Consider the following 15082-nt stretch of genomic DNA (forward strand, 5'->3'; position numbering starts at 1 on the left):
TGAGAAAAAATGATATTATTATATTTAAATTGATTTTACCAATTTTCAGAATTTTCTCCTTTTAAAAAATCAGAAAGAATTGAGATATTTTTATTAAAATAATTTTCAATATCGATTTTTGTTTCTTCCTTTTTTAATTCTCCCTTTTTGTTAAAAATAAAAAACGAGATACCGCCTCCTGTAATATTAAGGGTATAATTTGAATCATTAAATATTCTCAAGTCAATAATTTCATATTTAACTCTACCATCTTTAAACGACAACTCCGTTGTATATTCTACATTAAATGGAACTTTTGCTAATCCGTTTTTAACATTTATAAAGTGAGGTGCGTAAGTTACAAATTTGAGATATTCACCTTCGGTTTTACCTTTAATGACCTCATCAGGATTTTTGTAATTCTTATTTATGAATTTAATAGATTCATCATATAATTGTTTTGATGTTTTGTTCGCAATATTAAGAACAATATAATTTTTTCTGACTTCTACGTTTTCTGCATCCATTAACCCTGTAGGCAATAAAACCATCTTTTGTGCAGACACTAAGAAAGAGACAACTAAAAGTAGAAAAAAGAGTATTTTTTTACAATTAAAAAATTGTTTAAACATTATACTTGGTTTTAATTTTTTGCAAATATCTATATTTATTAAAATTATAGAACTAATTTCTTTACTTAACTTTACTAAAATGATTTGCATATTTTAAGTAATATATATAATAAGCAAGTACATTTTCTAAACTGAGAAGCATATTTTTTTTCTTTGTCTTCATTAAACAATGACTAATATTTTTTAAAAAAGATTTAATTGGTTATCCTTAATTTCTAATTCAGTACTATGTTTATAAGATTGTAAATCTGTGCTAATGCCAAGTTGCCGCATTATTTCTTTAGCTGATTGTAAATCATTATCAGAATAGTAACATAGAGTCCAATTCACAGAATCACCTATTTGTTCCGAAATTCTTTTAAAGTATGGGAAATCAATTTCATTATAAGAATGTCCAATAACAACAATTTCATCAATATCTCTTAAGTTATTAAAATACTCAAAATTATTTTCTATTATTTTTTCTGTTGGTTTACGCATCATATCATAAAATGAATCAACTGCATTTTCTGCAAACTTTTCATGCCCCATTTCTCCAGACTCAACATTGCCATCCTCATCTATTGTAAGAAACGCATTTTCATCACCATATAATGCTTGCCTAACATTGAAATTTTCAGAATTTTTACCGTGACCAAAAATTAATTCTTCACCAACTTTATTATGAATATGCATAATTTTAAGCAATGGTATATTATAAATCCTTTCCAAAATTTCTGTATAGTTAAAAGTAATGTAAAAATCTGACTTATCTAATTTATAAATCCTATTTATATCACTAATATCCAAAGAATTAATCCACTCCTCAAATCCATTTCTGATATTTACTAATAATTCTTCGCATTCATCTTCTACATAAACTTGTGCAGTATACCAATCACCATCACTGAAATCGTCAGATCCACAATTTGGGCTATTTTCACCAATAATTTCTTTTAATGAATCATAAATGATGTCTTCTTCTAAGCTGGTTTCAAAATCAGACCATAAATCGGAATCGCTTTCAACGTAATAGAATTTTTCCATTACTTCTAAGATGTCGTTTCTGTTTTCCAGTAAGTAGCTATAAAAATCAGAGTATCTGCAAGGTATTTGATGACTAATGTCAAAACCATTCCCTAGAATAAATAATTTCATTTCTTATCTTATCTTAATATTTTTGTTAACTGTAATATATTATATATGAGTTATTGATTATTTAAATCCTAACTATCACTTTCGCTAAAATAAATAATTCTTTTTAAAGAACACCTTTTTAATTCAAACCAAAATGAAAAAATTTCTACTCTAACTGACGGAGATTTGACAATAGAAAAATATTTAAGTAAAATACCTTAAAAACTCTTAAACAAAATATCATTTCTCATTCCTACGGGAATTGAATAATATAAAAATCAGCGGTATTGCATTGAAGTACAGCTGATTTTATTTTTAACAAAAGATTATATTTTCTTCCTTCATTTTGTAACTTTCTTATCAATAGTTTTGTCTAATTAATAAAAAGCTACATGACCAAACTTTTATCTGCTCTGTTTTTATTGTCCACGCTCTTGTTTTTCGGGCAAACACAATTGAAAGTTTTAAGCAAATCAACCAAAGAACCGGTTCCCAATGCGGCGGTTTACTGCGATGATGAACTGCTTGGGAAAACCGATTACAGCGGGAATCTCAGTTTGAAAACAAAATGTAAAAAAGTAGAAATTCTTGCCAGTAATTTTGAAGATATTTCCGTAGATGTGAAAAAGAATATGGAAATCTCAATGATTCCGCTTTCTGAAAAAAGAAGCAATATCGACCGCGTGGTTATTCAGGATAAAAGTGATCCAAGAGCATTGAGGATTCTGGATGAAGTGAATAAAAAAGCAAAAGAAAATTCTCCGAAGTCTTTAGATTCTTATCATTTCAAATCTTATTCTAAATTTTCTATCGATGTAGACAAAGATTCTGTCGATGTCTACAAAAACTTTTTAGCAATCAGAAAAGATTCGCTTTCAAAAGTTGATAAGAAAGATTTTATTCAGAAAGAAAAAGACAAAAAAGATTCTCTTACCGCCGAAGATTTCATTGGGGCTACGGAAGAAAGTCAGATGTTTCTTTGGGAAAAAGCTACGGAATACAAATATTCTCAGAAGTTTGGTGAGAAAACCAATATCATCGACAATAGGATGTCCGGTTTCAAAAATCCGATCTATGAAGCTTTAGCCATTAACATTTCTAATTTGGATCGTGTTCCAAGACAGCTTAGACCGGAAAATAGAAAATTATTTAATTTTTATCTTTCTGATACTTTGCAGCTGGACGGAAGAAAAACTTTTGTTATTAAATTCAAGGAAATCACAGACAAAAAGAAGCAAAATCCCCGAAAATTTAACGGAAAAATATATATCGATTCCGAAACTTATGCCTTGAAAAAATTTGAAAGCCAAAATAAGAAACAAAACGAAGGCGACATTGTTTCTGTTTGGAAACCTGTTAATGGAAAATGGTTTTTAGACTATGAAGACATTAAAGTCAAAATGGGAAGCCAAAGTTTCAATACATCAAAAAAAGACAGTATAAAACCCGGACAAACCGCAAAATACAACAGAAAAAAATTCGGAAATTATTTATATGTTAAAAACCGTTTTTTTGATTTTAACATTAATGAAGAGCAAAAAGCGTCAGAGTTCAAAGGTTATTCTCTGGAAATGAAAAATTCTGACGGAAGTCTTCTCGATCAGTACAGAACCGACAGTCTAACTGCAAGAGAAAGCGCAACCTACACCAAAATCGACAGTTTTGTACAAAAACATGACTTCGAGAAAAAACTAAGCTTTTTAACCCAATTAATGAGAGGAAATCTGCGCTACAAAATGATTGATTTCGATATTACCAAACTTTTCAGCTACGATAAATACCAAGGTGTTCGTTTGGGAGCAGGTCTGAAGCTGAATGAGAGATTCAGTAAAACATTTTCTCCGGATGGTTATTTCGGGTACGGATTTAAGGATCATACCTGGAAATACGGTCTAGGTTTAGATGTGAAATTATCAGATAAAAGAACTTCTGTTTTCAGGATAGATTATGTGGATGATGTTTTTGCTGCAGGAAGATTTAGCAACAATATGTGGGATATGATGACCAGAATTAATGATTTGAATCTTGATATTCACAATGCCAATTTCTATAAAAACCAAAAATGGGGAGCATCTTATCTTTATGATATTTCGAATTCTTTAAGCATGAAATTGAGCTTAAATAAAGAAAAACAGTCTGCTGTTTTTGATTATCAGTACAAAAATTTAGGCAACAGCTTCGACAATACAAGTGCTACTTTATCTTTAAAGTTCGCTCCGAATGATAAAAATATTATGACACCAACCGGAAAATATACTTACGAAAAGGCATTTCCACAGATATTTATGAATTTTGAAAAAGGATTTAACGCTTTAGGCGGCGATTTGGATTATCACAGATTAGATGCATTGATCATTCATCAGTTTAGATCAAAATTAGGCTACACAAATATCAAATTGTTTGGAGGACTTTCTTCGGGAACAGCTCCGATCTGGAAAAACTTTGAAATCGCAGGTCATAGAGACGGAAGCCCGGATAAGTGGTATCAGAATATCAACACGCCATCCAATCTAGGATTTACAACAATGCCTGCAGGAACTTTTTATGCGGATAAATTTGTTGGATTTAAAATTTCACAATATTTACCTTTCAGATTTAAAACTTTCGGATCAAGATATTCCAATCTTGAGGTAGAATACCAATCTGCCATTGGGGATTTTAAAAACCGCAGCGATCATCAGTTCGATTTTCAGGTTCTGGATCATTATTATCAGGAAGTCGGAATCATCTGGAACCGTTTTCTGGGAAGAAATTTCGGCGTAGGTTTTTCTTATAGATTAGGACATTATCAAACGTCTGAGTTTAAAGATAATTTTGGGATTAAGCTGAGATTTAATGTTTTGAATTAATCTTTATATGAATGTCCCTCTTTAAGCATAATACTAAAATCAGCAGTTATTTTGTCATTGACTACGTCGAATCATAGATTTCCGTAGGAATCTCTACACACTGAAAATAAATTAGTTTAGATTCCTCCGGAATGACAAACATGCTGGTAAGAATAAATTATTAATAATAGAGAATAATTACTAAAAGTTCAAACAGAAGTTGAATGGCTTCTGTTTTTTTACTATCTTTTCTAAAATATTATTATATGAAAAAATTACTCTTTGTTTTAATGGCTTCAATGCTGTTAATGGCATGTCAGACAAAAAAAGACAAGGTTCAGGATTTTGTGGATATGTACAACCGCTCATCGAACATGATCGCAAATAATAAAATCAAAGCAACCAAAGCTACGGCCGTTTCTCAGGATCAGATCGATATTTCGGTTGAAACAGATTACGAAAAAGGCGAAATGGAAAGCGATCTTGTAACCAGTGCACTTCCAGACCTTATCGGACAGGCGATTAAAAGTGAAAAATTAGGAAAAGAACTTTTCGACAGCGGCGTGAAATTCAATATCAAAGTATATGGTAAAAACGCACAGGTTCTTTTAGATAAAGCCATCGATAATAAAAATTTATCAAAAGATGTAGATTTTAAAGCCATTGCAAAAGGTGATAAGCCAAACAGTGACCAACTGAACAGCATTCTTGAATCATTTAATAAAAATCTTCCGATTGAAGACCCTTCAACAGGGACAAAAATTACCAGCATCAAAGCTGATGCAGAAAATAATTTGGTTTATACCTGTGAAGTTCCTGATAGTTTTAAAACTGCTTTAGCAATTGAAGGAACAGAAAAAGCCATGAAAGAAGCAATGCTGCAGTCAGGGCAAATCAGACAGGTGTTTTCGCAAACTTCAGTTTTAGGAATTAATCATATTAAATATCTATACACCGATAAAAGCGGTAAAGTATTAAAAGAAATTACTATTACTAAAGAAGAAGCTAATTTATAAATTGTATTTTTCGCAGAAATTACAGTCCCGGAAATTCCGGGATTTTTTATTTTATATTGAAGATAAGTTCATTCTAAAACTTTCTCAACACAAGAAATAATAGTAATTTTGAACTGAGAATTTCTGTATGAAAAGGAGTCTGGGTTTTATCTTTTTATGGGCATTTATTTTTGGTTTTTCACAATCAAAAGTTTCTGTTTATAATGATGCAGACCACACTCCTGTAACGAATGCAATTGTTTCGTGTGACAATAAAATTTTAGGCAAAACCAATGCTGAAGGCTTTTTGGAATTCAAAACAAAATGCAGAAATATTCAGATTGAAGCTCCAGGTTTTTATAAAGAAAGCACTTTGGTTGAAGATCAGACGAAAGTGATGCTTACAAAAACTTCATCTCAAACCCATGCTATAGAAACGGTAATTCTTGAGGATAAAAGTGATCCACGAGCTTTGGAAATCCTCAGAAAAGTTGATAAACTTTTTAAAAGCAATTCCCCCGAAAGTCTTGATTCTTATGCTTATAAATCCTACGAAAAGGTTTCATTGGATATTGATCAGGATAGTATTACGGCATTTAACAATGTTTTTACCAATAATTTAGGATTATTTAAAAAAAGTAAAAAAGAAGATTCTCTAAAAGATATTTCGGCCAAAAAGATTTTCGCCAACAGCAAGCTTTTTCTTTGGGAAAGAGCTCAGGAATTTTTGTATTCTAAAAAATACGGTGAAAAAATAAATATTCTCGACAACAGGATTTCCGGACTTAAACAACCCATCTACGAAATGATTGCCTTGCAGAGTAACCGAAACAAAATTCCGAACCAAATCAAACAGGAAAATCGTGGTCTTTATCGTTTTTTTCTTACTGACAGCATTGAAGTTGACGGAAGACAGACGTATGTGATTCGTTTTCGTGAAGTGAACTACAAAAAACCGATGAAGAAAAGAAAATTCAGCGGAACCATTTATATCGACACCGAAACGTACGGAATTAAAAAAATCGAAAGCATCAGCAAAGAAAAAAACGAAGGAAACATAACCAGTACATGGATTTTTTTCAACAATAAATGGTTTTTATCCGAAGAAAACGTAAAACTTCGAATGAGTCGAATGATGATGGGTCAGGACAATGAAAATCCTGAAAAAGAGAAAGAAAAAAAGAGCAGTTTCGGGACGTATGCTTATCTCTATTCAAAATATTTTAACTACACCTCTCCTATCGAAGAAAACCCTGATGATTTTAAAGGCTATTCTTTTTCTGTGAAAAACACTGACGGAAAAACGCTTCATTTCTACAGGACAGAACCTTTATCAGCAAGAGAAAGTCATACCTACAAAACCATTGACAGTCTGGGGAAAGTTTATAAAATTGACCGCACAGCAAGGGTTTTAACCGGTTTGATCAATGGGCAGGTTCGTGTTGGAAATTTAGATTTTGATATTGGAGAAATCGTCAATTACAACCTGTATGAAGGTTTCAGATTTGGGCTCAAAGGAAAGCTCAATGAAAATTTTGATCCGTATTTTTCGCCCGATTATTATTTTGCCTACGGTTTGGGTGATGATAAATTCAAATATGGGATCGGGCTTGATATGAAAACGACCCTCGACAAAAATTCCTATTTCAGAATTGAGTATTATGATGATGTAAATTCTTCGGGAGAATTTTACCGCAGACTCTGGACGTTCAGAATGCGGATGATGAACTATGGAAATAATATCAACAACGACAAATATTACCGTTACAAAGGTGCTTCTTTGTCTTATTTAAATGATATTACCAATGGTTTGACACTGGCTTTTGCGACCAGAAGAAATACCGAAGAAGCCCTATTTGATTACACTTTCCGTGGAAAACAGGGTGCTTTTGAAAATTTTAATACTTTAGTTACCTTGAAATATTCGCCAAACTCAACCAACATCATGACACCACAGGGAAAATCGCTGATCGATCAGAAATATCCTGAACTTTATTTTAATTACGAGCAAAGTGCAAGAGTTTTTGGTGGAGATTTTAATTATACCCGGTTTGATGCACTGTTTGTTCACAATTTCAAAACAAGACTGGGAACAACAGGAGTTCGTCTGTATGGTGGTGTTCTTTTAGGTGAAGCTCCGATCTGGAAAAATTTCACAACGAACGGTTTGGCTTCTCCCAGTCGCGATATTAATTTTAACCTAACCTCTTACCTCGGTTTTGCAACCCTAGAAGGGGGGAAATATTATAATGATAAATTTATTGCCTATTATTTTACCCACAAACTGCCTTTTTACTTCAAAAGCATTGGTCAGAATGTTACAAGTTTTGATTTTGTGCTTAGAGGAACGATTGGCGATATGAAACATCCCGAATATCATGATTTCAGGTTCAGAAAGCTGGATCATCTATATCAGGAAGTCGGTCTGGAGTGGAATAATTTCCTTTCATCTTATTTCAATCTTGGGTTGTTTTACAGAGTCGGATATTATACAACTACGAATTTTAAACAGAATTTTGCGGTACAGTTTAAATTAAAACTTCTTGAATTTTAACATTAGTAATGAGCAATAAATAATAAGTAATTCTAAAGAAATGAAAAAAATAGAAATAAAAGCAGAACAGTTTTTTGAATTATTAAAATTAAAAGACACATCAATGTGGTCGGTTTTCTCCCAAATGATTGATGGTGAAGAAAAAGAAATCATTTTTTTAGATAATGAAGAAAAGATTCTTTTCAATTACATTCTCCCTTCAAATGCTGAAAAACTTGAGGAAGACCGAAAAGAATTTTCAAAACAATTTTCAGATAAACTGACGAACCTGAATTGAGTTGGAGGGCTTGAGAGTTTGTGAGTTTTAGAGTAAATCTTCATCAAAATACTCTAAGACTCTCAAACACGACTACTTTCCCACTTCAAAATGCTTTTCTTCGCTTCTGCAACATCGTGAACTCTTAAAATTTTCGCACCTTGTTTCAAAACCTGTACATGTAATTTCTGAGTTTCTTCGTTAATCTCTAAAGCCGATTTTCCTAAAGGCTTATAAATAAAAGATTTTCTCGAAATTCCAATCAGCAAAGGAAATTTTCCGAACCCGAAAAACTGGGTCTCGTTAATCATTTTCATCTGATCTTCAACCGTTTTTCCGAATCCGAATCCAGGATCAAGAATAATATCTTTAACTCCTTTTTCTAATAGCTCTTTTGTTTTTTTTGTAAAATACTGATTGATCGTCAGTGTAATATCATTAAATTTAATTTTATCGTGCATCGTTCCGTATGAAGGATTGACGTGCATCAAAATATATGGAAGTCTCGTTTCAGCAACAACATCGAACATATTTTCATCAAATTGTCCGCCCGAAACATCATTGACCAGATCAATTCCTTCATTAAAGCCAAATTTTACCGTTTCTGCATAAAAAGTATCCAGCGAAATTAAAGCTTCGGGAAATTCCTTTTTAATTTCAGAAATCACCGTTCCTATTCTTCTGATTTCCTCATTACTGTTCAGAAATTCAGCATTCGGTCTTGTCGATTGCGGACCAATGTCAATAAATTCCGCTCCGTCTTTCAATAATTTTTCAGCATGTTTCAGCGCTGATTGTTCATTATTAAATTTTCCGCCATCAGAGAAAGAATCAGGAGTGATATTTAAAATTCCCATGATTTTTGGGTAGCTTAAATCAACCAATTTCCCGTTGCAGTTTATTGAGTGGGAGAATTTTAGAGTTTGAGAGTTTGAGTTTAATCCGGAGGAGTTATTTATGAACATTTAAATCGGTCAAATTTTATTGCTGTAAAATTAATCAAAATACTTTTCAAAACACGTAAATTCTACAACTCTCAAACTTCAAATCCCACCTCAAAAACCTAAAAATTTGTATATTTGAAAGATTAAGCAAATTTATGTCAAAAACTTCAGAACAGTTCGGTAAAGTTATCAGTGAATGTCGTGATCTTTTCAGTAAAAAAATGCATGATTACGGTGCAGCATGGCGAGTTTTGCGACCAAGTTCGATTACCGATCAGATCTACATTAAAGTCAACAGAATCCGTACACTACAGATGACCGACGTTAAAATGATTGACGAAAGCGAAGAAGGAGAATTTATTGCTATCGTCAATTACTCAATTATCGGGCTGATTCAGCTGGAGAAAGGTCTTTCAAATGATTTTAATGAAAATCCTGAAGAAATTTTAAATCTTTACGACAAATATTCTGCTGAAGCTCAGGCTTTAATGGAAAAGAAAAATCATGATTACGGCGAAGCTTGGAGAGATATGAGAATTTCATCCATCACCGATTTGATTTACCAAAAAGTACTGAGAACCAAACAGATTGAAGACAATCAGGGAAAAACATTAGTTTCCGAAGGTTTGGATGCCAATTATTTTGACATGCTGAATTATGCCGTTTTCTGTCTGATTAAATTTTCTGAACAAACACATCAACCAAAATAAAAACAAAAGTATGATCAAAGGTTTATTACGTATCATTATTGCTATCATTTTCATCGCTTCAGGTTTTGTAAAAGCTGTGGACTTGGTAGGTTTTTCCTTTAAAATGGAAGAATATTTTTCACCTTCGGTTTTTAATATGCCGTTTCTTGAAAAATTTGCCCTGCTATTTTCAATCATTGTGGTGGTGCTGGAATTGTTTCTTGGCTTTTTATTGTTATTAAAATTAAAACTGAAATTCACGCTTTCAGCATTGATTGCGCTGTGTGTTTTCTTCGGATTTTTAACTTTTTATTCGGCATATTTCAATGTTGTTACAGATTGCGGATGTTTCGGAGATGCGATTAAATTTACACCTTGGGAAAGCTTCGTGAAAGACGTTGTTCTTTTGGTTGGTTTAATCATTCTTTTTGTTTTATACAGAAAAGAATTTAGCAAAAAAGATCCTTATGGAGAAAACAATAAGCCTGAAAACAATAAATTTAAATCAGTTGCTTTGGGAGTTTTCTGTGGAATCATGATTGTTATTATGTCGATGGGAATCATCAATGAGCCGATTATCGATTTTCGTGATTATAAAATCGGAACAGACTTAAAAGCAGAAAAAGCTAAAATCAATAAAAATCCTTCTGAATACAAAACTTTTTATACTTTGAAAAATTCTAAAACAGGGGAAGTTTTAAAGGTAAATCAGGATGATTACGTCAATAAAACAGAGTATTGGGAAGAAGGTTCGCCATGGAAAATTGAAGAAGGTAAAAATGAATCTGTTCTCGTAAAAGAAGGTTATAAATCTGAGATTGTAAAATTTAAAATCGAAGATCCGACCGGAGTTGACTTAACTGACGAAATCATCAATGCACCAAAAGCAGTAATTGTATTTGCTTATCATCCCAAAGATGTTTCGCCGGAATTACTGAAGAAAGTGGAAACTAAAGTAAATACTCAAAAAGGAGCTGTGATCTATGGAGTTTCTACCGAACAAAGCACTTTTAAAACCATTAAAAATGCAATGATGGACGGAACTGCCATTAAAACTATTGCAAGAAGCAACCCGTTTGTTTTAACATTGGAAAAAGGAAAAATTGTTGACAAAAAGCCTGCAAAAAACTATGTTAACTAATTTTAGTTAATTGTGAAATGGTGAATTGTCAATTTTAAATATTGAATCTGGAATTTTAAATCTAAAAAAAATGCATAAATCAAATAAGCCTATTGCCGGGTATCACTTGTTAATGATTCTTTCATCTGTTGACGGAGAATTTGCTCCCGAAGAAGGAATGTTGGTACAGCAATATCTTGCTGACGAATTTCCTTTTAAGATGAATTTGGATAATGAATTGGAAACCATCGCATTGCTTCAGCCGGAAGAATGGAAAGATCATTTTGAATTCCATGCACGTTGTTTTTTAGACGATTCTACGGAAGATGAACGTGTAAAATTTGCTGAATTTGCAAAATCGCTTATCAAGGCAGATAACATTGTGACCGATGAAGAACATACATTTTATAAGCTTCTGAAGAATCTTTGGAATTTAAATTAGTACTAAAAAACCAAATATATAAAATGAAAAAAATTTATTTCTCCTTATTAGTTATGAGTGCAGCGATGTTCCAGTCTCAGATATTTCCGGATCTTAAAGCTCCGGTTGCCGAAAAAAAACAACATCTTCGTGAAATTCACGGTGATAAGGTAAATGATCCTTATTACTGGATGATCGACTATTTTAAAAAAGGAAAAGACTCTACACAGGTTGTAGATTATCTGAAATCTGAAAACTCTTACTGGGAAAGAATGATGAAAGATACTGAGCCATTCAGAGAGAATCTTTTTAAGGAGATGAAGGCAAGAATTAAAGAAAAAGACGAATCTGTACCTGTTTTAAGAAAAGGCTATTATTACTATACGAGAACTGAAACCGGAAAACAATACTTCAAATATTGCAGAAAAAAGGGCAATCTCAATGCGCCTGAAGAAATACTGCTTGATGTAGATCAGCTTGCGGAAGGACATGCATATTACTCTGCATCGGGTTTCAGCATCAGTCCTGATAATTCTAAAATGATTTACGGGGTCGATGATGTTTCAAGAAGACAGTATAAATTGTTTTTAAAAGACCTTAATACGGGGAAAACAACCGATTTAGGAATTAAAAATACCACAGGCTCTGCAACCTGGGCAAATGACAACAAAACCATTTTCTACACCGGAAAAAATCCTGAAACGCTTTTAACGGAGAAAATTTTCAGACATTCTTTAGGTACCGATCCGTCGAAAGATGCAATGGTTTACGAAGAAAAAGATAAAAGCAATTACATTGGCGTAGGAAAATCTAAGAACGAAAAGTTCATCATGATTTATTCAGGCGCTACAACTTCTTCGGAAACACTGTATTTAAGTGCTGATGAACCGAAAGCAGCTTTCAAAGTTTTTCAGCCGAGAATGAAGGATGTTTTGTATGATGTAACGCCTTTGGAGGATAAGTTTTTGATCACAACCAACAAAGACGCACTGAATTTCAAGGTAATGGAAACTCCTTTGGATAAAACAGGCGTTGAAAACTGGAAAGATTTTATTCCGCACAGAAAAGATGTTTTGATGGAAGGAATCAGTGAGTTTAAAAATTATCTGGTCTTCAGTGAAAGACAAAACGGGCTTTCTCAATTGGTTATTTTTGACAGAAAAACCAATAAAAAGGAATTTCTGAAATTCGATGAACCAACATATACCGTATACCCTTCAGGAAACCCTGAATATAATACCGATAATTTCAGATTTGGTTATACTTCGATGATTACACCAAGTTCGCAATTTGAACAGGATTTAAAAACAGGAAAAAGAACTTTACTAAAGCAACAGGAAATTTTAGGCGGCTACAATAAAGACAATTATGTAACCGAAAGGCTTTTTGCAACAGCAAAAGACGGCACAAAAATTCCAATTTCCATCGTTTATAAAAAAGGGTATAAAAAAGACGGAAACAGCCCGCTCCTACTTTATGCTTATGGTTCTTACGGAAACTCGATGGATGCCACTTTCAGCAGTACAAGGCTTAGTCTTCTAAACCGTGGTTTTGCCTTTGCAATTGCTCACATTCGCGGGGGGCAGGAAATGGGAAGACAATGGTATGAAGACGGCAAAATGATGAAAAAGAAAAATACATTTACCGATTTCATCGAAGCCGGAGAATATTTAGTAAAAGAAAAATATACTTCTCCAAAACATTTGTACGCACAAGGAGGAAGTGCAGGAGGACTTTTGATGGGAGCTGTTGTGAATATGAAACCAGAACTTTGGAATGGCGCAATTGCTCAGGTTCCGTTTGTGGATGTCATCAATACAATGTTGGATGAAAGTATTCCTTTGACAACAAACGAATACGATGAATGGGGAAATCCTAATAACAAAGAAGCATACGATTACATGAAATCGTATTCTCCGTACGAAAATATTGAGAGAAAAAACTATCCTAATTTATTGGTAACAACAGGCTTGCATGATTCTCAGGTACAATATTTCGAGCCTGCAAAATGGGTAGCCAAATTAAGAGATCTGAAAACCGATAAGAATGTTTTATTCTTAAAAACAGATATGGATTATGGTCATGGTGGAGCTTCCGGAAGATTTGATTACCTGAAAGATATTGCTTTGGAATATGCTTTCATGTTTAAACTGGAGGGAATTAATAAATAGTAAAAACGAGTTAAAATTACAATTAAGACTTATTTTTAACGCAACGTTCGCAAAGTAAATTAGATAGTAATCATTATTTCGTTCACAAAGGCACTTCGTTCAGCAAAGGCTAATTGCGAACATAGCTGAGTGAAACGCCTTTGCGAACGAAAAATATTTTCAAGTAGCTAAAAAAGAACTTTGCGAGCATTGCGTTTAAATAAAATTTAATGTTTAGATAAAAACAAAAGAACAAAAAGATAATATAGAACTATGAGAAGAAAAATAGTTGCAGGAAACTGGAAAATGAACAAAAATGTAATTGATGCTCAGCAATTAATGATTCAATTACTAAGCTATAAAAACAGCAACGCTACTAATTGTGAAGTGTGGATCGCACCACCTTCACTGTATTTAATGATGGCTAAAGATATTTTTGAGAAAGACGAAATCGGAGTTTTTTCTCAGGATATGAGCGAATTTGAAAGCGGAGCTTACACTGGTGAACTTTCTGCAGATATGCTTGAATCGATCGATGCAACAGGATCTTTAATCGGTCATTCTGAAAGAAGACAATATCACGGAGAAACTGACGAAAGCTGCAACAAAAAAGTAAAACTGGCTTTAGATAAAGGTTTAATTCCTGTTTACTGTAACGGTGAAACTTTAGAGCAAAGAAAAGCCAGACAACATTTTGACGTAGTAAAAACTCAGACTGAAAAAGCTCTTTTCACGCTTTCTGCTGAAGAAATCAAGAAAGTGGTAATCGCCTACGAACCAGTTTGGGCAATCGGAACGGGAGAAACTGCAACTCCGGAACAGGCGCAGGAAATTCATGCACACATCAGAGGAATTATTGCTGAAAAATACGGAAAAGAAGTTGCTGACGAAATTTCGATTCTTTACGGAGGTTCGGTAAAACCTGATAATGCAAAAGAAATTTTCTCTCAACCGGATATTGACGGTGGTCTTATCGGCGGTGCTGCTTTGAAACTGGAAGATTTCTCAAAAATTATTGAAGGTTTCAATTAAGATTTAATTCATATTAAAAATAGTAAAGACATATCGTTTGGTATGTCTTTTTTAATTTATTTATCAAAATAGATATTCAAAAAACGACAATTATCTATATTAATTTAAAGATCATTGAATTATTAATAAAATAACAATCAAAATTTAAATAATATCTTTGCAGAAGTTTAAGGTTGAACCATAGCGTTCATTAATAGGGAATCAAGTGAAGTAACATAATTCTTGAGCTGTACCCGCAACTGTAAGCTAATCAAATTATTATAAAAACACCACTGAACTCAGGTTTGGGAAGGTTATAATAAGATGCAAGCCAGGAGACCTGCCTTAGATGAATTTCAACTTTCGGGAATAAAAGTTTATGAGATC

12 protein-coding genes and 1 riboswitch are annotated in these 15082 nt (G+C 32.9%); of the genes, 9 read left to right on the plus strand and 3 right to left on the minus strand.

The features are described 5' to 3' along the window. Positions 1-35: 35 nt before the first annotated feature. The gene (locus BM371_RS13640; RefSeq protein WP_081874582.1) at positions 36-701 is read right to left on the minus strand and encodes a DUF4468 domain-containing protein; all 666 of its coding nucleotides are present in this window, start codon (positions 699-701) and stop codon (positions 36-38) included. A gap of 93 nt (positions 702-794) precedes the next feature. Next, positions 795-1748, minus strand: a complete 954-nt coding sequence (locus tag BM371_RS13645; protein ID WP_034678578.1) for a bacteriophage abortive infection AbiH family protein — start codon at positions 1746-1748, stop codon at positions 795-797. Positions 1749-2119: 371 nt separating this feature from the next. Between BM371_RS13645 and BM371_RS13650 the strand changes: the two genes are divergently transcribed. The 4 genes from BM371_RS13650 (at position 2120) to BM371_RS13665 (ending at position 8381) form a co-directional block, all read left to right on the plus strand. Next, positions 2120-4576, plus strand: coding sequence for a DUF5686 family protein (locus tag BM371_RS13650; protein WP_051882971.1), 2457 nt, complete (start codon positions 2120-2122; stop codon positions 4574-4576). Positions 4577-4821: 245 nt separating this feature from the next. Continuing rightward, complete coding sequence (locus tag BM371_RS20590) at positions 4822-5571, plus strand: hypothetical protein (RefSeq protein WP_034678581.1); 750 nt, start codon at positions 4822-4824, stop codon at positions 5569-5571. Positions 5572-5698: 127 nt separating this feature from the next. Next, positions 5699-8104, plus strand: a complete 2406-nt coding sequence (locus tag BM371_RS13660) for a hypothetical protein (RefSeq protein ID WP_034678582.1) — start codon at positions 5699-5701, stop codon at positions 8102-8104. 40 nt (positions 8105-8144) lie between these two features. Continuing rightward, positions 8145-8381: a hypothetical protein gene (locus BM371_RS13665; RefSeq protein ID WP_034678583.1), complete on the plus strand. Its 237-nt coding sequence runs from the start codon at positions 8145-8147 to the stop codon at positions 8379-8381. A gap of 62 nt (positions 8382-8443) precedes the next feature. Here the strand turns inward: BM371_RS13665 and folP are convergent, their stop codons facing one another. Next, positions 8444-9217 (minus strand): dihydropteroate synthase, encoded by a 774-nt coding sequence (gene folP, locus BM371_RS13670; RefSeq protein ID WP_081874583.1) that lies wholly within the window; start codon positions 9215-9217, stop codon positions 8444-8446. 242 nt (positions 9218-9459) lie between these two features. Here folP and BM371_RS13675 point away from each other — a divergent pair, with 242 nt between their 5' ends. The 5 genes from BM371_RS13675 to tpiA all read left to right on the plus strand — a co-directional run bounded on the left by BM371_RS13675 (position 9460) and on the right by tpiA (position 14716). Next, the gene (locus BM371_RS13675; RefSeq protein ID WP_034678584.1) at positions 9460-10014 is read left to right on the plus strand and encodes a DUF1599 domain-containing protein; all 555 of its coding nucleotides are present in this window, start codon (positions 9460-9462) and stop codon (positions 10012-10014) included. A 10-nt stretch (positions 10015-10024) separates the two neighbouring features. After that, the gene (locus tag BM371_RS13680) at positions 10025-11134 is read left to right on the plus strand and encodes a BT_3928 family protein (protein WP_034678585.1); all 1110 of its coding nucleotides are present in this window, start codon (positions 10025-10027) and stop codon (positions 11132-11134) included. Positions 11135-11204: 70 nt separating this feature from the next. Continuing rightward, a complete protein-coding gene (locus BM371_RS13685) occupies positions 11205-11555 on the plus strand; it encodes a tellurite resistance TerB family protein (RefSeq protein WP_034678862.1) in 351 nt (116 codons plus the stop codon). Positions 11556-11578: 23 nt separating this feature from the next. After that, a complete protein-coding gene (locus tag BM371_RS13690; protein WP_034678587.1) occupies positions 11579-13705 on the plus strand; it encodes a S9 family peptidase in 2127 nt (708 codons plus the stop codon). Between the two features lie 252 nt (positions 13706-13957). Further along, positions 13958-14716, plus strand: coding sequence for a triose-phosphate isomerase (gene tpiA, locus BM371_RS13695; protein ID WP_034678589.1), 759 nt, complete (start codon positions 13958-13960; stop codon positions 14714-14716). A 153-nt stretch (positions 14717-14869) separates the two neighbouring features. Then, positions 14870-15057, plus strand: a riboswitch (cobalamin riboswitch). Positions 15058-15082 lie beyond the last annotated feature (25 nt).

The sequence above is a fragment of the Chryseobacterium formosense genome (genome assembly GCF_900116415.1).
Lineage (GTDB): Bacteria > Bacteroidota > Bacteroidia > Flavobacteriales > Weeksellaceae > Chryseobacterium > Chryseobacterium formosense.

Coding starts and splice junctions, on each gene's coding strand:
- tpiA (WP_034678589.1), top strand. CDS start 13,958: ATGAGAAGAAAAATAGTTGCAGGAAACTGGAAAATGAACAAAAATGTA.
- BM371_RS13650 (WP_051882971.1), top strand. CDS start 2,120: ATGACCAAACTTTTATCTGCTCTGTTTTTATTGTCCACGCTCTTGTTT.
- BM371_RS13660 (WP_034678582.1), top strand. CDS start 5,699: ATGAAAAGGAGTCTGGGTTTTATCTTTTTATGGGCATTTATTTTTGGT.
- BM371_RS13680 (WP_034678585.1), top strand. CDS start 10,025: ATGATCAAAGGTTTATTACGTATCATTATTGCTATCATTTTCATCGCT.
- BM371_RS13685 (WP_034678862.1), top strand. CDS start 11,205: ATGCATAAATCAAATAAGCCTATTGCCGGGTATCACTTGTTAATGATT.
- BM371_RS13675 (WP_034678584.1), top strand. CDS start 9,460: ATGTCAAAAACTTCAGAACAGTTCGGTAAAGTTATCAGTGAATGTCGT.
- folP (WP_081874583.1), bottom strand. CDS start 9,217: ATGGGAATTTTAAATATCACTCCTGATTCTTTCTCTGATGGCGGAAAA.
- BM371_RS13665 (WP_034678583.1), top strand. CDS start 8,145: ATGAAAAAAATAGAAATAAAAGCAGAACAGTTTTTTGAATTATTAAAA.
- BM371_RS13645 (WP_034678578.1), bottom strand. CDS start 1,748: ATGAAATTATTTATTCTAGGGAATGGTTTTGACATTAGTCATCAAATA.
- BM371_RS20590 (WP_034678581.1), top strand. CDS start 4,822: ATGAAAAAATTACTCTTTGTTTTAATGGCTTCAATGCTGTTAATGGCA.
- BM371_RS13640 (WP_081874582.1), bottom strand. CDS start 701: ATGCAAATCATTTTAGTAAAGTTAAGTAAAGAAATTAGTTCTATAATT.
- BM371_RS13690 (WP_034678587.1), top strand. CDS start 11,579: ATGAAAAAAATTTATTTCTCCTTATTAGTTATGAGTGCAGCGATGTTC.